The organism is Pseudomonas sp. So3.2b (genome assembly GCF_019464415.1).
Taxonomy (GTDB): Bacteria; Pseudomonadota; Gammaproteobacteria; order Pseudomonadales; family Pseudomonadaceae; genus Aquipseudomonas; species Aquipseudomonas shahriarae.
On the sequence record NZ_CP080494.1, the window covers coordinates 5033055 to 5053134 of the forward strand.

A 20080-nucleotide genomic window follows, 5' to 3' on the forward strand; every position below is an offset into this window, starting at 1 on the left:
GCCGTACAACAAAAAGCCCTCGCTGCCTCACGGTAACGAGGGCTTTTTAGTGGGCCTCAGCGCACCGCTGCCGACGGTCCGGAAAGATCCCACACATCATCCTGCGCGTGACTGGCCTCCCAGGCTCGCACCTTGCGCCGCGCTTCATCAAACAGACGCACGTAGTTGCCGTGACTGATTTTTTCCGCGACATCAGGTGGCAGTCGACTGAACAGCGGTCGGATCAACTCGGGAAGCGCCAGGTATTGCTCGACCGTGAGGCGCTGGCCAGGTACCACCTTGTCCGGCAACTCTAGCGTGTTCTTGCTGAACATCACGGTATCGGAGCCCCATAACACCCGGCTGCTGTACTGATTGAAAAAGCCGATCCACTCATTGACGGGCGGCATGCCAGGTCCGGGGTGAATAATATTTTCCTGGACCAGATCCCAGGAAATATCCACTACCCATGCCGGGCAGCTGTCGAGAATACGAGCAACGGTCTTCAAGTGGGTGGACGTCGGTTTTACATAGCGCCCCAGCCCGGTGTGCGCCCAGATCACCGAAGCACTGGGGGCCGCGCTGCACAAATGCTTGAGGGCCGCCTCATAGGTCCGGCCAGGGAAGACATCCTCCACCGTACCGTCGTAGTTGACTTCGGTCTGGTACAAGTCGTTGTGTAGCGTCACGACCAGACCGGTCTCTTCGGCCACCTTCAGCAGATCTACCAGGGACTGGGCATACAGCGACATCGTGCCTTTCTTATCGAGGTCAGCGGGTAGCGGCACGGTGGCAGTGCTGCGGATGGTCTCGCCGGCGATCTTGCGTGACACCAACTCCTTGTGCACCGTGAACTCACCGATACCGGCAAACGCCCCCGGAAAGGTCAGCAGCACCCGCTTGATGTGCTGGGCCCCATACCGGTCCATGGGGTTGAAGCCGGTAATCATAAGGTCCAGCCGCCCCTGATCCGCCGCTGACAACTGCAGGTACTCCCTGGCATACATCGCGTCCGCGAAGGCGTAATAGTACAAGTCCGCCTTGGGGCCGATGTAGTAGTTGGCGCCATACAAACGACCGGAAGGGTCCATCACCTGATAGTGTTCAAAACTGTCCCAGCGCTGCTGCAACGGCAGCGGCATCACCACCGAACGGACCACACTGGCCGATAAATAGTCTGACAGTAGGGTTTTCAACGAAACGCCCTGATAGGCGTAATTGGAAGGGTGGAAGTGAGCGTCGGCAAAGGGCAAAGCCTGGGGGACGACGGGCGGTATATCAATGCTGCTGGACGAACAACCTACAACTAAAAGCGTGATGCCTGACACCAATCCTGAGAGCGTGCGCTTCATCTTTGGCTTCCCCTAGTAAGTGGATCCTCATGGGCCAGACGACAAACTTGGATAAAAAGACGTTAGCACACCCCCCAGGCTTTAAAAGGCGATGATTCAACCAAGGATCGACAGGCCAAAAAAAACCGCGATGGCATACAGCCCATCGCGGTTCTGTTTTCAACACGGCCTACATTTCTACCTGGGTGCCCAACTCAATCACCCGGTTCACCGGCAGCTTGAAGAAGCGCAGGTTGCCATTGGCGTTCTTCAGCATGAAAGCAAACAACCCTTCACGCCAGCGCGCCATGCCTTCGAGCTTGGAGGCGATGACCGTCTCGCGGCTGAGGAAGTAGGTGGTGCGCATGGGGCTGAAGTCCAGGTCGTCCAGATGGCACAGCTTCAGGGCTTCGGGTACGTCCGGCTCATCGGTAAAGCCAAAGTGCAGGATCACGCGGAAGAAACCGTCGCCATAGGAATCCACCTCGAAGCGGCGCTGGGCCGGGACGCGCGGGATATCTTCATAGACCACCGTAAGCAGCACCACCTGCTCGTGCAGCACCTGGTTATGCAACAGGTTATGCAGCAAGGCATGGGGCACCGCGTCCGGGCGGGCGGTGAGGAACACCGCCGTGCCCTGCACGCGATGGGGCGGCTGGACGCGGATGCTGCTGATAAAGATCGGCAGCGGCAGCCCGCCCTCGTCCAGGCGCTCCACCAGTAATTGCTTGCCGCGCTTCCAGGTGGTCATCAGCACAAACAGCACGATCCCCGCCAATACCGGGAACGCACCGCCCTGCACTACCTTCGGCACGTTGGCCGCAAAGAACAGGCCATCCACCAGCAAAAAGCCCAGCAACACCGGGACTGCCAGGACCGGCGGCCATTTCCACAGCAGCAGCATCACCGCGGAGACGAGGATCGTGGTCATCAGCATGGTTCCGGTCACGGCCACCCCGTAGGCCGAGGCCAGGGCGCCCGAAGACTCGAAGCCCAGCACCAGCAGGATCACGCCAACCATCAGCGACCAGTTCACCGCGCCAATGTAGATCTGGCCTTGCTCGGCGCTGGAGGTGTGCTGGATATGCATGCGCGGGATGTAACCAAGCTGGATTGCCTGGCGCGTCAACGAGAACGCACCGGAAATCACCGCCTGGGAAGCAATCACCGTGGCCAGGGTGGACAAGCCCACCAGCGGCAGCAGTGCCCAGCTTGGCGCCAGCAGGTAGAACGGGTTGCGCGCGGCCTCGGGGTCACCCAGCAGCATCGCGCCCTGGCCAAAATAGTTGAGCACCAGGGCCGGCAGCACCAGGATAAACCAGGCGCGGGCAATGGGTTTGCGGCCGAAATGGCCCATGTCGGCATACAGCGCTTCGGCACCGGTCAAGGCCAGCACCACGGCGCCGAGGATCGCCACGCCGATACCCGGGTGGACCATGAAGAAGCGCACGCCCCACATCGGGTTCATCGCGTTGAGCACTTCAGGGTGCTGGACGATGCCATAGATACCCAGGCCACCCAGCACCAAAAACCAGGTGACCATCACCGGCCCGAACAGCTTGCCGATGCGGTCGGTGCCATGTTTCTGGATCAGGAACAGCCCCACCAGCACCACCAGCGCCACGGGCACGACCCAATGCTTCAGGCCGTCGAACGCCAGTTCCAGGCCCTCGATGGCCGACAACACGGAAATCGCCGGGGTGATCATGCTGTCGCCATAGAACAACGCCGCACCGCACAGGCCGCACACCACCAGGAAACTGCGCAGCCGCGGGTGATTGCCCGCCGCCCGTCGGGCCAGCGCCGTCAGAGCCATGATGCCGCCCTCGCCCTGGTTGTCGGCGCGCAGCACGAACAACATGTACTTGATGGACACCACCCAGATCAGCGACCAGAAAATCAGCGCCAGGATCCCCAGCACGCCGTCATGATTGACCTGGACCCCGTAATTGCCGGAAAACACCTCTTTAAGGGTGTAGAGCGGGCTGGTGCCGATATCGCCATAAACCACCCCGACCGCGGCCACCAACATGCCGATTGGCTTTGCGCTGGAGTGCCCGGCACCTGCCGCCTGACTATTTACCTGACCCATCAACCACTCCCGCCCTTTTGACCTGAGGTCTTCTATAAGCAGCACAGCTATACACTTAAGCCCAACGCCAAGCTATACACAGCGTGTACTGCTGTACTTCTAGTAACAGATTATTTGTTGACTACCGATCTACCCCGATGCAACGGCGCGCAGCATAACGCAGCACTCGTCGTATTTCCCTGCATAAAGCTGGTCAAGCGCGTTTCCCGTCGCTAGAATTGCGCACTTTTTGATCAGAGGCACATCAAGTGCCCATCCGTTGCCCTGTCGTGCCCGACTGGCGGCGTCATTCAATACCGAGGTTAGACATGTCCACCACCATCGCAAAAGCCAACCCAAAGGTTGGCTTTGTTTCCCTGGGTTGCCCGAAGGCTCTGGTCGACTCCGAGCGCATCCTCACGCAACTGCGCATGGAAGGCTACGACGTTGTGTCCACCTACCAGGACGCTGACGTGGTGGTGGTCAACACCTGTGGCTTCATTGACTCGGCCAAGGCAGAGTCCCTGGAAGTGATCGGCGAAGCCATCAAGGAAAACGGCAAGGTCATCGTCACCGGCTGCATGGGCGTGGAAGAAGGCAATATCCGCAACGTGCACCCAAGCGTGCTGGCGGTGACCGGTCCGCAGCAGTACGAGCAGGTGGTCAACGCCGTGCACGATGTGGTGCCGCCGCGCCAGGACCACAACCCGCTGATCGACCTGGTGCCACCCCAGGGCATCAAGCTGACCCCGCGTCACTATGCGTACCTGAAGATTTCCGAAGGCTGCAACCACAGTTGCAGCTTCTGCATCATCCCGTCGATGCGCGGCAAGCTGGTCAGCCGCCCGGTGGGCGATGTACTGGACGAGGCCCAGCGTCTGGTCAAGTCCGGGGTCAAAGAGCTGCTGGTGATCTCCCAGGACACCAGTGCCTACGGCGTCGACGTGAAGTACCGCACCGGTTTCTGGAACGGCGCGCCGGTGAAAACCCGCATGACCGAACTGTGCGAAGCCCTGAGCAGCCTGGGTGTGTGGGTGCGCCTGCACTACGTGTACCCGTACCCGCACGTCGACGAACTGATCCCGTTGATGGCCGCCGGCAAGATCCTGCCGTACCTGGACATCCCGTTCCAGCACGCCAGCCCCAAAGTGCTCAAGGCCATGAAACGCCCGGCCTTCGAAGACAAGACCCTGGCGCGGATCAAGAACTGGCGCGAGATCTGCCCGGACCTGATCATCCGCTCGACCTTTATCGTGGGCTTCCCCGGCGAAACCGAAGAAGACTTCCAGTACCTGCTGGACTGGCTGACCGAAGCCCAACTGGACCGCGTCGGCTGCTTCCAGTACTCGCCGGTGGAAGGTGCCCCGGCCAACCTGCTGGACCTGGCGGTGGTGCCGGATGACGTCAAGCAGGAGCGTTGGGAGCGTTTCATGGCCCATCAACAAGCCATCAGCTCGGCCCGCCTGCAACTGCGCATCGGCAAGGAAATCGAAGTGCTGATCGACGAAGTGGACGAGCAAGGCGCGGTCGGCCGCTGCTTCTTCGACGCGCCGGAAATCGACGGCAATGTATTTATCGACGATGCCAGCGGCCTCAAGCCCGGCGACAAGGTCTGGTGCACGGTCACCGACGCCGACGAGTACGACCTCTGGGCGCAAAAACGCGACTAAGCGGTAAAAAATTGAAAAAGCCCTGCTTCTGGACAAGATGCGGGGCTTTTTTAGGTCTATCGTTTGCCCCATCACCGCCAACAAGCAGCAAGGAGCAGCGGGCATGGACCAGCACTCGGTTATCCACACCCCGAAAACCAGCGACTATCCGGAATTGACCCGGATCTGGGAGGCCTCGGTGCGAGCCACCCATGACTTCCTGCCGGATAGCTACATTGAGCGCCTGAGACACCTGGTGCTGACGCGCTACCTGGATGCCGTGATGTTGATCTGCACCAAGGACGCGCGCCAGCGGATCACCGGGTTTGCCGGCGTTGCGGCGGGCAAGGTGGAAATGCTGTTTATCGACCCGCACTACCGGGGCCAGGGGCTGGGGCAGCAGTTGCTGCAGTATGCGGTTACGTCGATGAATGCCGATGAACTGGACGTCAACGAACAAAACCCCCAGGCCCTGGGCTTCTACCTCAAGCAGGGTTTTGAAGTGATCGGGCGCACCGAGCATGACGGCATGGGCCAGCCCTATCCGTTGCTGCATATGCGTTTGCGCCAGGTGCAGCAAACACGCAGCGGCTGACACAGCCCAAATCAAATGTTGGCGCTGGCTTGCCTGCGCCCACAAAAAGCAACTGCGGCGAAATGGGGCCGGGATTAACCGGCTCCAGGCAGGTACAATAGCCGCCCCCTTTTGTTACGGCCCTTGTCATGACTGACCCCATACGCCTCTCCAAACGCCTTATCGAACTGGTCGGTTGCTCCCGTCGGGAGGCCGAGCTGTTCATCGAAGGCGGCTGGGTCTCGGTAGATGGCGAAGTGATTGATGAGCCACAGCTCAAGGTCACGACACAAAAAGTCGAACTTGATCCCGAGGCCAAGGCCACGGCTCCAGAGCCTGTGACTATCCTGTTTCATGCACCGGTTGGTGTGGATGTCGACAGCGCGATGCAGTCCCTGAGCGCCGAAACCCTGTCTGAAGAGCACCGCTTCAGCAAGCGCCCGCTCAAGGGCCACTTCCTGCGCCTGACCGCCAGCGCCGATCTGCAGGCCAAGGCCAGCGGCCTGTTGGTGTTTACCCAGGACTGGAAAATCCTGCGCAAGCTGACGGCCGATGCCGCCAAGATCGAGCAGGAGTATGTGGTTGAGGTCTCCGGCGACGTGGCAGAGCACGGCCTGAACCGCCTCGCCCATGGCCTGATGTACAAAGGCAAGGAATTGCCGGCGGTCAAAGCCAGCTGGCAGAACGAGAACCGCCTGCGCTTTGCCCTGAAAAACCCGCAGCCCGGCATCATCGCCCTGTTCTGCGAAGCCATTGGCCTGAAGGTTGTGGCCATTCGCCGCATCCGCATTGGCGGCGTGTCCATCGGCAAGGTGCCGGTCGGCCAATGGCGCTACATGTCCGGCAAGGAAAAGTTCTAAGCCACCCTATTTCTCGAGATCGCCCGCCCGGGCGATGTCTACAGTCGAATACCAGGATTGCCCACCATGATTCACAACGACGTACTGCGCAGCGTGCGCTACATGCTCGACATCAGCGACAACAAGATGGTCGAGATCATCAAGATCGGCGGCATGGAAGTGTCCAAGGACGACCTGCTGACCTACCTCAAGAAAGACGAGGAAGAAGGCTTCGTGTTCTGCCCCGACGAAGTCATGGCGCACTTCCTCGATGGCCTGGTGATCTTCAAGCGCGGCAAGGACGAAAGCCGTCCCCCGCAGCCGATCGAAACCCCGGTGACCAACAACATCATCCTCAAGAAGCTGCGCGTGGCCTTCGAGCTCAAGGAAGACGACATGCACGCCATCCTCAAGGCGGCCGAGTTCCCGGTGTCCAAGCCGGAATTGAGCGCACTGTTCCGCAAGTTCGGCCACACCAACTATCGCCCGTGTGGCGACCAGTTGCTGCGTAACTTCCTCAAGGGCCTGACCCTGCGGGTTCGCGCGTAAGCCATGAACTACAACGTCTCACCCGTAGGTTTCGTGCGCTCCTGCTTCAAGGAGAAGTTCGCCATCCCGCGCCAACCCCAACTGGCGCCCGCCGCCAGGGGCTTGCTGGAGCTGGTGGCGCCGTTCGACCAGGGCGAGGCCGTACAGGGCCTGGAGCAGGTCAGCCATGTGTGGCTGCTGTTCCTGTTTCATCAGGCCCTGGAAGACAAGCCGCGCTTGAAAGTGCGCCCGCCGCGGCTGGGTGGCAACACGTCCATGGGCGTATTTGCCACCCGTGCGACCCATCGCCCCAATGGCATCGGCCAGTCGGTGGTGAAGCTGGACAAGGTGGAGCCGGGCCGGCTGTGGATTTCCGGGATCGACTTGCTCGATGGCACGCCGGTCTTGGATATCAAGCCGTATGTGCCTTATGCCGACATCATCGACACGGCCACCAACCGCATCGCAAGCAGCGCGCCACAGCTGATTCCCGTGCAGTGGCTGAAGACCGCGCTGCACCAGGCACAAGGCCACGCCCAGCGCCTTGGCGAGCCGTTGGTGGAGCTGATTGAGCAGTGCCTGGCACAGGACCCCCGGCCGGCGTATCAGACGCCAGGGCCGGAGCGCGAGTATGGTGTGCGGTTCTGGGATGTGGACGTGCGTTGGCACTATCCCGAGGCTGGGGTGATTTGCGTGCTTGAAGTGGTTGCGGCCGAATAAACGCCAAAAACAAATATGGGAGCTGGCCAGTGTGAGAGCTGGCTTGCCTGCGATATAGGCACCTCGGTGTATCAGCTACACCACGGTGATGCCATCGCAGGCAAGCCAGCTCCCCCACCGGGCAGCTCCCACATTTTTATAGTCGCGCTTACTTCTCGACGAACGCACGCTCGATCAAGTAGTCACCCGGCTCACGCATGCGTGGCGAAACCTTCAGGCCGAAGCTGTTCAGCACTTCGCTGGTCTCGTCGAGCATGCTCGGGCTACCGCACAGCATGGCGCGGTCGTCTTCAGGATTGATCGGCGGCAGGCCGATATCCCTGAACAGCTTACCGCTGCGCATCAGGTCGGTGAGGCGGCCTTCGTTTTCGAACGGCTCACGGGTCACGGTCGGGTAGTAGATCAACTTTTCACGCAGCGCCTCGCCGAAGAACTCGTTCTGCGGCAGGTGCTCGGTGATGAACTCGCGGTAGGCGACTTCGTTGACGTAACGCACGCCGTGGCACAGGATCACTTTTTCGAAGCGCTCGTAGGTTTCCGGGTCCTGGATCACGCTCATAAAGGGCGCGAGGCCCGTACCGGTGCTGAGCAGGTACAGGTGTTTGCCCGGCTTCAAATCGTCCAGCACCAGGGTGCCCGTCGGTTTTTTGCTGATGATGATCTCGTCGCCTTCCTTCAAGTGCTGCAATTGGGAAGTCAGCGGGCCATCCGGAACCTTGATGCTGAAGAACTCCAGATGCTCTTCCCAGTTCGGGCTGGCGATGGAGTAAGCGCGCATGAGCGGGCGGCCATTGGGCTGTTGCAGGCCGATCATCACGAACTGACCGTTCTCAAAGCGCAGGCCCGGGTCGCGGGTGCACTTGAAGCTGAACAGAGTGTCGTTCCAGTGATGAACACTGAGGACACGCTCGTGGTTCATGTTGCTCATGTACGGGGAACTCCTGGAAATGGGTCAGCGCCAAAAATGATAGGTGCGCAATTGCACAGTATTCTAATGGCGGCGACAATATCTGTTAACTGGATTATTAAGATAAGGGTTATCGGTTATATAGATATGCGATTTACTCTCCGTCAACTGCAAGTCTTCGTCGCCGTCGCCCAGCAGGAAAGCGTGTCTCGCGCTGCTGGCCTTCTGGCCTTATCTCAATCCGCCGCCAGCACCTCGATCACCGAGCTGGAGCGCCAATCCAGCTGCCAATTGTTCGACCGCGCCGGTAAACGCCTGAGCCTCAATGCCCTGGGTCATCAATTGCTGCCCCAGGCGGTGGCGCTGCTGGACCAGGCCAAGGAAATCGAAGACCTGCTCAACGGCAAGTCCGGCTTCGGCTCCCTGGCGGTCGGCGCCACCCTGACCATCGGCAATTACCTGGCGACGCTGCTGATCGGCAGCTTCATGCAGCAGCATCCCGAGAGCCAGGTGAAGCTGCATGTACAGAACACTGCACATATCGTGCATCAGGTCGCGCATTACGAAATTGATCTGGGTCTAATCGAGGGTGACTGCAGCCACCCGGACATCGAGGTGCAAACCTGGGTCGAGGATGAACTGGTGGTGTTCTGCGCGCCCCAGCACCCCCTGGCCCTGCGCGGGCAGGCGACCATGGAGCAGTTGACCCATGAAGCCTGGATCCTGCGGGAACAGGGCTCAGGGACGCGCCTGACGTTTGATCAGGCTATGCGCCATCATCGCAGCGCGCTGAATATTCGCCTGGAGCTGGAGCACACCGAGGCGATCAAGCGCGCAGTGGAGTCGGGATTGGGGATTGGTTGCATTTCCCGGCTGGCACTACGGGATGCGTTCCGGCGCGGCAGCCTGGTGCCGGTGGAGACCCCGGACCTGGACCTGGCCCGGCAGTTCTACTTTATCTGGCATAAACAGAAGTACCAGACCTCGGCCATGCGCGAATTTCTCGAGCTGTGCCGCGCCTTTACCGCCGGGGTACAGCGCAGTGACGAGATCGTGCTGCCGAATATCGCCTAGATCAGGATGACTGCCCACACCACGGTGATCATGGTCAGCGCCACGAATTGCGCGGCGCTGCCCATGTCCTTGGCGTTTTTCGACAGCGGGTGGCGATCCAGGGAAATCCGATCAATCGCCGCCTCCACGGCCGAGTTGAGCAACTCGACAATCAGCGCCAGCAGGCACACGGCAATCAACAGTGCGCGCTCTACGCGGCTGACCGTGAGGAAGAAGCTCACCGGAATCAGGATCACGTTGAGCAGGACCAACTGGCGAAAGGCCGCCTCGCCGGTGAAAGCCGCACGCAAACCATCCAGGGAATAGCCCCCGGCGTTGAAGATACGTTTGATACCGGTTTGACCCTTGAACGGCGACATAGGCAGGCAACTGAGCAAAAAATGATGGAAGGAAGCTAGAGCACGTCAAGTCAAAAAAGCGTGAACAGCACCGCTCTATTAATGGGAAATTGACTCAAGCTGTTGCAAGAGCAGCGCCGCCTGGGTGCGGGTGCGCACGCCCAGCTTACGGAAAATCGCGGTGACGTGCGCCTTGATGGTCGCCTCGGATACGCTCAGCTCATAGGCGATCTGCTTGTTCAGCAAGCCTTCGCAGACCATGGTCAGCACACGAAACTGCTGGGGCGTCAGGCTGGCGAGCCCTTCCTGGGCGGCCTTGGCTTCGGCAGACACGTTGATTTCTTCAAATGCCTGGGGCGGCCATGAGACATCACCGTCCAGCACCGTACGTACCGCAGCTCGAATCTGCTCCATGGAACTGGACTTGGGGATAAAGCCACTGGCCCCGAACTCACGAGAGCGCACTACCACGTCGGCCTCTTCCTGGGCCGACACCATCACCACCGGAATCTGCGGATATTGCCCGCGCAACAGTACCAGGCCGGAAAACCCGTAGGCGCCGGGCATGTTCAGGTCCAGCAGCACCAGATCCCAATCAGTCTTGTCAGTGAGCTGGGTTTCCAGTTCAGCGATGCTGCCCACTTCAACCAGGCGTACATCCACGCCCAGCTCCAGCGTAACCGCCTGGTGCAGCGCGCTACGGAACAGCGGATGGTCATCGGCAATCAGGATTTCGTATGTGGCCATTTATTAAATGATCCTGTTTTTTATGGGAGTACCGATGGGTTCGGTGCTCACCAACGTACGAGGTGCCAGCCAGCGGCTGTCACGAACAGTTACGCTTGATGGCATTTTAGCCGGCTCAGGCGATGCAGTGCCATCATGCAAATGTCATCTGGCCGCGAAGTCCTACAGATAAGGTGCAAGACGGGTATGGACACTGTCCGTCGGATCCAGCGCCAACTGGAACTTGGCCGCCAGGTAATGGGTACTGAAAACATCCAGGTAGGCGTCCAGCACTTCGCTAGCCTGCTGGTCCTCGGCCAATTCCAGGCACAAGGCAGCCACTTCGGCAGTGCAGAAATGGTCATCGCGCTTGGAGCGGCGCAACTTGTAGCGCGATAACTGCTCCGGTTCCAGGCTCAGTACCGGCAGGTGCTCCAGATAAGGGCTCTTGCGGAACATCTTGCGCGCTTCGCTCCAGGTGCCGTCCAGCAGGATAAACAATGGACGCTTGCCATCCGCCACCTTGACCTCGCTGACCACCCGCTGCGGCGCTACAAACTCGCCGGGGAAGACGATATAGGGCTGCCATTGCGGGTCGGCCAGCAGCGCCAGCAGCTCAGGTTCGACGGCCGTGCGCGCCCAGGGAAAAGCACTTGTATCGTCGATTACATCCGCTATCAACCAACCGGTATTACTCGGTTTCATCGGTTCCACGTCATGCATCAACAGGCACATGGCCGACCTGGCCTGAACCTTGGGGCGCCACGCACACAAGCAGTATTCGGGGATGACCCGGCATCTGGGGCAACGTTCGGCACGCGAGCCGCGTGCGACAAAAGGGCTGACGGCACGGGCCAGGCGTTGGGTACGCAGACGGAAGACCGCATGACTCATAGCGGGTGCCGTTGTGAAACGATGAAAATCGACACGGGCAAAACTCGGGGCAGCAAAAGTGCCGGCAGTTTACCAGAGCCGCCCAACCAATACGCCTGGCCGTCGCGGCGACAGGTCACCTATAATCCCGCGCCACTGAACGCATAGCGCAGTGACGGGTCTATGGACCAGTAACCGAATCAGGAGAGTTTCATGCTGCGTCTTATGTTGCGTCTTGCCGCCCCGACCGTCGCCCTGGCGCTGGTATTACCCGTAGGCGCCCAGGCAGCCTCCCTGGTGGAGCTGCAAATGAACAAGAAACTGCAAAGCGTCGCGGCAGAAAGCAACAAGGACCTGCCCAGGGAAATTGATGAACAAACCCTGGAAGTGGCCTACACCGTCGAAGGCATGCAACTGATTGACCACCTGAGCGTCCTGCCAGAGCGCGCCGAACAGATGCGCGCCAACCCCAAGGCCGTGTATTTCCAGCTGGGACAGAGCGTCTGCCTGAATAAAGGCTATCGCGAATTGATGGCCAAGGGAGCGGTGATGCGCTACGAAATCACCGAAAACAAGACCAACCGCCCGGTGGCGTCGGTCAAGTTCGTCGAAGCGGATTGCCCGGCTCCGGCCAAGAAGAAAAAGTAAGTCCCTCCCCAAGCGCCAACATGGCCCCTGTTGAGCTGTGCAGCAGCCCTGGAACCTGAGTTGTCGGCCTATCTGCCAGACCTCAGGGGGGCTGCTACGCAGCCCAACGGCAGACAAGCCTCCTTGCCACAACCCTTCCTGCAAAACCTTGATCAATCCCTATTAAGTTATTGCCAGACAAGACTTTAGGGGCTCATGATCGAGCCATCCGGTAACATTTCCAGGGCAAAAAAGGTTGCCCTCGCGCGACTTGCAGTGCAAAGGTTTTTAATCACAAGGAACATACAGAGCCTGTTTCGTCGCCGTCAGCAGCCTGCAATAAGACGCCGGGGCTCTGTAACGAAGGAGAAGCTGAATGCCTGATCAACCGAATGACCTGCTGAATCGTCATTTTCCAGGAAACGGGACCGACCTCGCCCAGCAGGTCGAAGCGCAACTCAACCTGATTGCCCCCAGTAGCCCGAATATTTCGCTGTATCGCGACATGATCCTCACCGTGCTGCGCATGGCCCAGGACGACCGTGACCGCTGGAACGCCAAGATCACCTTGAAAGCAATCAATGAACTGGACCACGCGTTTCGTGTGCTCGAACAGTTCAAAAGCCGCCGCAAGGTCACCGTCTTCGGTTCGGCCCGCACCCCAGTGGAAAGCCCCCTCTACGCCCTGGCCCGCGAAGTGGGCGCGGCCCTGGCCCGTTCGGATCTGATGGTCATCACCGGTGGCGGCGGCGGCATCATGGCTGCCGCCCACGAAGGCGCCGGGCTGGCCCACAGCCTGGGGTTCAATATCACCCTGCCCTTTGAACAGCATGCCAACCCGACCATTGATGGCACGGAAAACCTGCTGTCGTTCCACTTCTTCTTTACCCGCAAGCTGTTTTTCGTCAAGGAAGCCGATGGGTTGGTGCTGTGCCCGGGTGGCTTCGGTACCCTGGATGAAGCCTTGGAAGTCTTGACCCTGATCCAGACCGGCAAGAGTCCGCTGGTTCCAGTAGTACTGCTGGACGAGCCCGGCGGTGGATTCTGGCAAGGCGCCCTGGACTTTATTCGCAACCAACTGGAGGCCAACCGCTACATCTTGCCCACCGACCTCAAGCTGGTGCGCCTGGTGCACAGCGCCGAAGAGGCAGTGAACGAAATCAACCAGTTCTACGCGAACTTCCACTCCACCCGCTGGTTGAAACGCCAGTTTGTGGTGCGCATGAACCACCCTCTCAGCGAGCGTGCGTTGGCGCATATACAGACGGCATTCGCTGACCTGCGGCTGAGTGATGACTTCCAGCAATTGGCCTATGGGGGCGAAGAGCACGATGAAGCGCACTTCAGCCACCTGACGCGACTGGTGTTCAACTTCACCGGGCGTAATCAGGGGCGGTTGCGGGAGTTGGTGGATTACATCAACTTGCCGGAGAACTGGGCCCAAGCCCAGGGTAAAACACAGCAACGCGTAGCGCCGGAACCGGCGTGAGGCCGTAAAACGCAAAAAAGGCCCGCTATTTTCATAGCGGGCCTTTTGTTTTAGTGCTGTTTTATGTGGGAGCTGTCGAGCCCCTTTGATCGCCGCTTGCCGAAGAATCAGTCGTCCAGATCTCGACCGCTCAACAAGCGGCTGATCATCTCCATTGAAAACCCGCGATAGCTCAAAAAGCGCCCTTGCTTGGCACGCTCACGGGCATCAATCGGCAGATGGCCGGCAAACTTGCGACGCCAGGTGTCCTCCAGTTGCGTTTGCCAACTGATGCCACACTCACGCAACGCCAGTTCAATATCGGCGCGCTGCAAGCCCCGCTGACTCAATTCCTCACGAATCCGCGCAGGGCCGTAGCCCGAGCGTGCCCGGTAGGAAACAAAACTTTCGAGATAACGGGCTTCGGAAAGCAGCCCCTCTTCCGTCAAGCGGTCGAGGGCTGTTTCGATCATTTCGGGAGGGGCGCCACGCTGACGCAGTTTACGCGTCAGCTCGACACGACCGTGCTCGCGTCGTGCGAGCAGGTCCATTGCCGTACGCCGTACGGCAACCAGCGTATCGAGTACAACTGTCATCGTTGGACTCAGATATCAGCGTCGGCTTCTGCCATGTCATCAACAGGTTCGCGGTTGGCTGCTGCCTTGACGTCTGGCGCCGGGGTCAGCAGCTTGTCGCGGATCTGCTTCTCGAGGGTCGCCGCGATATCCGGGTTGTCCTGCAGGAACTTGGCCGAGTTGGCCTTGCCCTGACCGATCTTGCTACCGTTGTAGGCATACCAGGCACCGGACTTCTCGACAAAGCCGTGCAGCACGCCCAGGTCGATCATCTCGCCGTTCAGGTAAATACCTTTGCCGTAGAGGATCTGGAACTCAGCCTGACGGAATGGCGGAGCCACCTTGTTCTTCACAACCTTGACGCGGGTTTCGCTACCGACAACCTCGTCACCTTCCTTCACCGCGCCGGTACGGCGGATGTCCAGACGGACCGAAGCGTAGAACTTCAGCGCGTTACCACCGGTGGTGGTTTCCGGGCTACCGAACATCACGCCGATCTTCATCCGAATCTGGTTGATGAAGATCACCAGGCAGTTGGCGTTCTTGATGTTACCGGTGATTTTACGCAGCGCCTGAGACATCAGACGGGCTTGCAGGCCGACGTGCATGTCGCCCATTTCGCCTTCGATTTCAGCCTTTGGTACCAGGGCTGCCACGGAGTCGACCACGATCACGTCGATGGCGTTGGAGCGCACCAGCATGTCGGTGATTTCCAGGGCTTGCTCGCCGGTGTCCGGCTGCGAAACCAGCAGGTCGTCGACATTGACGCCCAGCTTGCCAGCATATTCAGGATCCAGGGCGTGCTCGGCATCGACGAACGCACAAGTGGCGCCCATTTTTTGTGCCTGGGCAATCACCGACAGGGTCAGGGTGGTTTTACCAGAAGACTCCGGACCGTAGATTTCAACGATACGGCCTTTTGGCAGGCCGCCAATGCCGAGCGCGATGTCCAGACCCAGAGAGCCAGTGGAAATAGCCGGGATCGCCTGACGGTCGTGATCGCCCATACGCATTACGGCACCCTTGCCGAATTGACGTTCGATCTGACCCAGGGCCGCAGCCAAGGCTTTCTTCTTGTTGTCGTCCATTAAAGTCCTCACGTAATCAATAAGGCCTGACGGCCAACACCTGTATAAGTAGACAGTATTGTTCCATAAAGATCGGGGATCGCCTACCCCTGATTTTCTATTTCTGCTGCAGCTCGTCGCAACAGCCCCTCTAATGCGGCTTTTACCGTTTGTCGGCGGACCTCGTCGCGGTTGCCGGGGAAGTGCTGGCACTCAGCCGTAACCTCGTCACCGACACCCCAGGCCAGCCAGACAGTACCCACCGGTTTGTCCGGCGAGCCGCCATCGGGGCCCGCCACGCCGCTGACCGCCACCGCAAACCGCGCCAGGCTTTTTTCCTGGGCGCCCCGGGCCATGGCCTCGACCACTTCACGGCTCACCGCGCCGACCTTGGGAAACAACCCTTCCGGCACATTGAGCTGACGGGTCTTCTGGCGATTGGAATAGGTCACATACCCGGCCTCGAACCAGGCCGAACTCCCCGGAATACGGGTGATGGCTTCGGCGATGCCGCCACCGGTGCAGGATTCGGCGGTGGTGACGTGGGCATTGAGCACCTGCAAACGTCGGCCAAGTTCGGCGGCGAGTTGGGTAATTTCCTTCACGGTCGTCTCCAGGAAAGTGCGGGGGTTTGCCTACCCTACAGGAGCCCATCGGCCACGCAAGCAGCAGACGGCTTCAACAGATTACCGGGTGATGGCACTTACATACGCCTGGCAGGCCCGCAACGCGATCAGTCCGTTATCGCCGGCATCGGTGATGCCGATAATTCGTTGAGCATGCGCCGGGTCAAGTCGACCTCGCGGGGCTCCATGAACCACGCTGCCGGCGGCGGTGGCCGGCATTGCGCGGCCATTGGCGGGGTCGGTGGCGTCGAGAAGGACTGACAAGCGCACATCAGCAGTGGCCAACCGATCGCGCAGATAAACCTGGTGACGCTGTGCATCGCTCAACTCCCGCGTGTGTTGTTGATCGCTGGCGTGAAGCTGTTGCTCCAACGCCCGACGCCTATCCTGTTCGGCCCGGTATTGGCCCTGTGCTTCCTGGCTTTGCCGGTTGAGCAGGGCTGAATGCCGTGCGGCCTGGCGCTCAAAGGCCAGGCCATGACGCCAGGCCTGGACCTGCCAACTGGCTGCCGCCGAGATAGCCATCAGCAGGGCAACCGCCCATATGCGCCCGCTCAACGGCATAACACCGCCCTCGCCTTTTCCCACAGATGTTGGCGGTGCTCCAGTCCGTTGAGGCCACCATTGATACGGCGGGTGATGGTGGTGAATTGGTCCTGGTCGGCCAATTCATTCAAGCCATTGCTGTGCCAGAACCAGGCGGCGGATTCGGCCGCCCATTGCGGCTGCTCCAGCAGTTCGGGGAAATGCAGCAGACGTTCATCGCCAAACAGCGCCCGGCTGCAGGCCAGGTAATTGCGTCGCCCGGTAATCTGGATCAAGCCGCGGCCCCGGTACTTCTGGCCGTCACCGTCGGCGTCGGGAGTGTTGCCCAGGCGTGCAGCCAAGGCGCCCGTGTCGTATTTGCTCAGGTAGTGCTCGCCGCCCAGTTCACGCACGTAACGCAGCTCGCCGGACTCGTGCCCGACCTGGGCGATAAAGGCCGCCATCCGCTTAGGCCCGGTGATGTGTCGATGGAGCATGGCGGCGTTCAGCGCCAGAATAAAAACGCCCGCTTGGGCGCGGGCGTTAGGCAGGATCTGTTGCAACTGCGTCAGCGTGATCATCCTTGATCTCCAACCATTTAAGAGGCCAATCCACGGGCCATGATCGAACTGCGATACCCCGTCGTCGTGTCGCCTACATGGGTCACCTTGTCAATCGACCAGCGCCCCTGCATATAGCCCGGCCAGGTTTCATCCAGCAACAACAGGCCTTCGGCGGACAGCAACGGGTTACCAGGGCAGTCGATGGTGATGCTCAAACCTTCACGCCCCACCCGGCGCAACTCGCCCTGTGCCACTGAGCGCGCTTCGGTTTCACTCTGGCACCGTTGGCGCAACGTCTTGAACGGCGCGATCCCCACCTCGACCACGCGCTGGCGAGAGGCCGCGGCATCCCACCAACTGACACGGCACCCCTGGTATTTGGCCCGCGCATTTTCATCAACCCGGGCACTGATAAACGCCTGCTCGCCGGGACGGTTGTCATGGGTCACCGACAGCCGCACATCCGGCAGTTGCTGGCCCGAGAGCGACTTGACCTGGCCGCTTTCCGCCAGCACATACAGCTCGTTGACCGGCTTGGTCACCGCGTTGTAACGCCCGGCCAGGCGGGTGATAAAGCCCATGTCCGTCTCGTTGGACTGGTCGATATGATCAATCGCAATCCCATCCAGCGACGGCGCCACCCTGGGCGAAAACCCATGCCGCGTCGCCAGTTGGCGAAACAGCGCTCCAAGGGTCGTGGGCCCATGGCTGGCGGAACGGCGCTGGCGGTAGCCACTCTGGTCCATCACGCTGAACGGCGCCGCCGTGGCCACGATCACCAGGCGCATGGGAAACAGGTAAGGCGTGCGCTGGGTAATCACAAACTCGCCTTTTTCCACCAGCCCCGACTCGCGGTAACCCACGCGCAAACCGATCTTGGCGCCCAGGCTCGGCAGGCCTTCCAGGCCCTCGATATTGATGGTCAGTTCGAGGCGGTCGGATTCGATCCCCGCCGCGTCGGTGTGCTTCCACTGCATCAGCCGTGGGTTGATCAAGGCCGCGTTGGCGCCATAAATCTCCACGACCGGGGTAAATCCCATTGCCATGTTGCCTCCTTAATCCCAGGCCGAAACCGGCTTTGCAACACCCGGTTGCGCGTCCATCTCGGGCACGATTACCCCGATGCCCGCCGGCAACACTGGGCCATACTCGGCAAGCCCGGGGTTCAAGCGCCAGAGGGTTTCTTCGGCCGCGTCATCGCACCGCCCCAGCTCACGGTAGAGCAGCAGGTTGACCGAATCACCGGCAATACTTCGGACTCTACGCATTGATAAATTCCTCAAGCACCAGCGTCCACTTGATCACCATGGCAGTGCCGTCATCAATCACACTGGCCTGGTTTTCCGTGACCGCCGTAATGCGCCACAACCCCCAATTGCGGCCGATGCCATCGACCAGCGGCAGCGGTGCCCGTGCATCCTGCAAGGCGCGCAATTGGTCCAGGCGCTGCATGCCGACGGCCGCCATGGCGGTTCCATTGAAGGTCAGTTTTTCCAGCTTCTGACCGTTCTGTCGCGACTGGGGCTTGCTGGCAATAATCTCCAGGTCGCCCCAGCCACCATCGCTGCTGCGCTGGAGCGCGGAATAGGCGAACCCTCGGGACAGCCCGAAAATAAAGTCGCCCAACACCATCTGCTGTCGCATCAATCACCTCCGTCGGTCAGTGCCGCATTGCGCCGAACCGCCAGTGAATCGCTGAGCATCGGCACGCATTGGTTTTGCAGGCTTTGCAGGACCCGGTCGACCACCTGCTGGGCGTCGGCAGGGTTGACGCCGGTGATCTGGATGCTCGGCGCCAGGGTGACCTGGACGTTGTCCGAGCGGGCGCTGTTGAGCTCTTTGCTCACGGCATCGGGCGATGGCAGGCGGTCACTGGGGCCGAACAATTTTTCACCGAGCCAGTTACCGCCCTCGCCGCCCAACAGGCCACCGATAACGCCGCCCACCGCAGTGCCCACGCCAGGGAATACCAGGGTGCCAAGGGCCGCTCCGGCAGAAGCGCCGGCCCATGCGGCACCGGCGGTACCGAGGCCGCTGCCGACGGCTCGCATGTTGCCGCTGCGCACGCCCTGGACGACGTTGATGGCGGCATCGGCGGAGCGCAATGGCGTCAACCTGCGCACGCCGATAGACCCCAGCCGGCTCAGGGTTGGGACCAGGCGGGAGGCTCGGGCCTTGCGCAGGCCGAGGGCTGATGCACTCTTTAATAGCAACGCCTTGCCTGCGCTCAACCCACGGGTAGAAACCCTTCGCAGGCTGGCGCTTACGGAAGTCACCCGCGCCAGGAACCCCGTTTTCAGGCCGTCAAACACCTTGCCTGCGCGCTCGCCCAGGCTCCTCATGATTGCCATGGGCCCAGTGGCGCTCCTGCCGGTCCCTGAGGTTTTTCTCGGCATCGGTGGGCTTGTGCGGCCAGTGCCGTTTTGCCTCACCGTTTTTCGTGACCCTTTGGGCCCGTAACGAGCCCGCCCGGTCAAGGGTTCGCTGGCGCCTGGGCAGCAGCAGTCCTTGCTATCGTCCCGGAACAATTTCCCGACGTAGGGCAACTTGCCCAGCGTTGCATCGACTACCTTGCCCGATACCCGGCTCTTGACCGTATCAAGCAAGCTTTCACCCACCCATTTGGAACTCTTGCTCAACCAGGACTCAGTCGCCGAGGCCTTGTCTTCGGACGCAGCTTGCGGCGCACTGGTCATGGCTTCAGCGACCGTGCCGCCCAGCGGCCCACCCGTGATAAACAGGGTGCCATTAAGGGTTTCCAGGCTCTCGCGCAGGCGCACCTGTTCCTCGGTCAACGCGTGGATATGCAGGCTGGCGTTGGCCAGGGCCAGGCTCAGCTCAGACGGCGGCTCGGTTGCGCCGCCCACACTGGAGGCGCCAACCAGACTTTCGTCCTGTGCTTCAAGCAGGCCCGGCAGTTGCAAGGCGCCACTTTCGGCCAGTGCGGGAAAGGTCATCCAGCGTTTGTCTTCGTCGGCGAGCTTGAGCGTATATCGAGGGTCTTGCATCTCGCTCTACTC

23 protein-coding genes are annotated in these 20080 nt (G+C 60.4%); 8 read left to right on the forward strand and 15 right to left on the reverse strand.

Annotation, left to right across the window (positions count from 1 at the left end; translation table 11 throughout):
- Positions 1-56 precede the first annotated feature (56 nt).
- The gene (locus tag K1X80_RS22605) at positions 57-1175 is read right to left on the reverse strand and encodes an amidohydrolase family protein (RefSeq protein WP_162947766.1); all 1119 of its coding nucleotides are present in this window, start codon (positions 1173-1175) and stop codon (positions 57-59) included.
- Between the two features lie 325 nt (positions 1176-1500).
- Complete coding sequence (locus K1X80_RS22610; protein WP_057958632.1) at positions 1501-3402, reverse strand: potassium transporter Kup; 1902 nt, start codon at positions 3400-3402, stop codon at positions 1501-1503.
- Between the two features lie 308 nt (positions 3403-3710).
- Between K1X80_RS22610 and rimO the strand changes: the two genes are divergently transcribed.
- The 5 genes from rimO to tsaA all read left to right on the forward strand — a co-directional run bounded on the left by rimO (position 3711) and on the right by tsaA (position 7691).
- The gene (rimO, locus tag K1X80_RS22615; RefSeq protein ID WP_120734061.1) at positions 3711-5051 is read left to right on the forward strand and encodes a 30S ribosomal protein S12 methylthiotransferase RimO; all 1341 of its coding nucleotides are present in this window, start codon (positions 3711-3713) and stop codon (positions 5049-5051) included.
- Positions 5052-5154: 103 nt separating this feature from the next.
- A complete protein-coding gene (locus K1X80_RS22620; RefSeq protein ID WP_120734063.1) occupies positions 5155-5625 on the forward strand; it encodes a GNAT family N-acetyltransferase in 471 nt (156 codons plus the stop codon).
- A 128-nt stretch (positions 5626-5753) separates the two neighbouring features.
- Positions 5754-6464 carry an rRNA pseudouridine synthase gene (locus K1X80_RS22625; protein WP_120734065.1) on the forward strand — a complete coding sequence of 237 codons (711 nt, stop codon included), beginning with the start codon at positions 5754-5756 and terminating at the stop codon, positions 6462-6464.
- A 66-nt stretch (positions 6465-6530) separates the two neighbouring features.
- Entirely contained in the window at positions 6531-6992 is a 462-nt protein-coding gene (locus K1X80_RS22630) for a DUF1456 family protein (protein ID WP_057439364.1), read from the forward strand.
- 3 nt (positions 6993-6995) lie between these two features.
- Complete coding sequence (gene tsaA, locus K1X80_RS22635) at positions 6996-7691, forward strand: tRNA (N6-threonylcarbamoyladenosine(37)-N6)-methyltransferase TrmO (protein WP_120734068.1); 696 nt, start codon at positions 6996-6998, stop codon at positions 7689-7691.
- 148 nt (positions 7692-7839) lie between these two features.
- On the opposite strand, the gene fpr is transcribed toward tsaA, so the two are convergent.
- On the reverse strand, positions 7840-8619 hold the full coding sequence (gene fpr / locus K1X80_RS22640; protein ID WP_024073760.1) for a ferredoxin-NADP reductase: 780 nt from the start codon (positions 8617-8619) through the stop codon (positions 7840-7842).
- Positions 8620-8745: 126 nt separating this feature from the next.
- Between fpr and K1X80_RS22645 the strand changes: the two genes are divergently transcribed.
- Positions 8746-9672: a LysR family transcriptional regulator gene (locus tag K1X80_RS22645; RefSeq protein ID WP_032858383.1), complete on the forward strand. Its 927-nt coding sequence runs from the start codon at positions 8746-8748 to the stop codon at positions 9670-9672.
- Here K1X80_RS22645 and K1X80_RS22650 read toward each other — a convergent pair.
- The 3 genes from K1X80_RS22650 to K1X80_RS22660 form a co-directional block, all read right to left on the reverse strand.
- Positions 9669-10037, reverse strand: a complete 369-nt coding sequence (locus K1X80_RS22650; protein WP_170060130.1) for a diacylglycerol kinase — start codon at positions 10035-10037, stop codon at positions 9669-9671. The genes K1X80_RS22645 and K1X80_RS22650 overlap by 4 nt on opposite strands.
- A 72-nt stretch (positions 10038-10109) precedes the next feature.
- Positions 10110-10757: a response regulator transcription factor ErdR gene (gene erdR, locus K1X80_RS22655; RefSeq protein ID WP_057439361.1), complete on the reverse strand. Its 648-nt coding sequence runs from the start codon at positions 10755-10757 to the stop codon at positions 10110-10112.
- 162 nt (positions 10758-10919) lie between these two features.
- Positions 10920-11630 carry a tRNA-uridine aminocarboxypropyltransferase gene (locus tag K1X80_RS22660; RefSeq protein ID WP_057439360.1) on the reverse strand — a complete coding sequence of 237 codons (711 nt, stop codon included), beginning with the start codon at positions 11628-11630 and terminating at the stop codon, positions 10920-10922.
- A gap of 192 nt (positions 11631-11822) precedes the next feature.
- On the opposite strand from K1X80_RS22660, the gene K1X80_RS22665 reads away from it, so the two are divergent.
- Positions 11823-12257 (forward strand): PA3611 family quorum-sensing-regulated virulence factor, encoded by a 435-nt coding sequence (locus K1X80_RS22665; RefSeq protein WP_057439359.1) that lies wholly within the window; start codon positions 11823-11825, stop codon positions 12255-12257.
- 355 nt (positions 12258-12612) lie between these two features.
- Positions 12613-13725, forward strand: a complete 1113-nt coding sequence (locus tag K1X80_RS22670) for a TIGR00730 family Rossman fold protein (protein WP_169989565.1) — start codon at positions 12613-12615, stop codon at positions 13723-13725.
- 107 nt (positions 13726-13832) lie between these two features.
- Here K1X80_RS22670 and recX read toward each other — a convergent pair whose 3' ends face one another.
- The 9 genes from recX to K1X80_RS28325 all read right to left on the reverse strand — a co-directional run bounded on the left by recX (position 13833) and on the right by K1X80_RS28325 (position 20068).
- A complete protein-coding gene (gene recX / locus K1X80_RS22675; RefSeq protein WP_057439357.1) occupies positions 13833-14300 on the reverse strand; it encodes a recombination regulator RecX in 468 nt (155 codons plus the stop codon).
- 8 nt (positions 14301-14308) lie between these two features.
- Positions 14309-15367, reverse strand: coding sequence for a recombinase RecA (gene recA / locus K1X80_RS22680; RefSeq protein WP_029295312.1), 1059 nt, complete (start codon positions 15365-15367; stop codon positions 14309-14311).
- Positions 15368-15450: 83 nt separating this feature from the next.
- Complete coding sequence (locus tag K1X80_RS22685) at positions 15451-15951, reverse strand: CinA family protein (protein ID WP_032858393.1); 501 nt, start codon at positions 15949-15951, stop codon at positions 15451-15453.
- Between the two features lie 81 nt (positions 15952-16032).
- Positions 16033-16536 carry a lysis system i-spanin subunit Rz gene (locus K1X80_RS22690; protein ID WP_057958627.1) on the reverse strand — a complete coding sequence of 168 codons (504 nt, stop codon included), beginning with the start codon at positions 16534-16536 and terminating at the stop codon, positions 16033-16035.
- On the reverse strand, positions 16527-17078 hold the full coding sequence (locus K1X80_RS22695; RefSeq protein ID WP_216311861.1) for a glycoside hydrolase family 19 protein: 552 nt from the start codon (positions 17076-17078) through the stop codon (positions 16527-16529). The genes K1X80_RS22690 and K1X80_RS22695 overlap by 10 nt, the downstream gene beginning before the upstream one ends.
- Positions 17079-17095: 17 nt before the next feature.
- Positions 17096-18106, reverse strand: a complete 1011-nt coding sequence (locus tag K1X80_RS22700; RefSeq protein ID WP_057439356.1) for a contractile injection system protein, VgrG/Pvc8 family — start codon at positions 18104-18106, stop codon at positions 17096-17098.
- A gap of 9 nt (positions 18107-18115) precedes the next feature.
- Positions 18116-18328 carry a tail protein X gene (locus K1X80_RS22705; protein ID WP_057439355.1) on the reverse strand — a complete coding sequence of 71 codons (213 nt, stop codon included), beginning with the start codon at positions 18326-18328 and terminating at the stop codon, positions 18116-18118.
- On the reverse strand, positions 18321-18704 hold the full coding sequence (locus K1X80_RS22710) for a phage tail protein (RefSeq protein ID WP_115128871.1): 384 nt from the start codon (positions 18702-18704) through the stop codon (positions 18321-18323). The genes K1X80_RS22705 and K1X80_RS22710 overlap by 8 nt, the downstream gene beginning before the upstream one ends.
- Positions 18704-20068, reverse strand: a complete 1365-nt coding sequence (locus tag K1X80_RS28325; RefSeq protein ID WP_233093245.1) for a tail tape measure protein — start codon at positions 20066-20068, stop codon at positions 18704-18706. Before K1X80_RS28325 ends, K1X80_RS22710 begins: the two co-directional genes overlap by 1 nt.
- Positions 20069-20080: the final 12 nt, after the last annotated feature.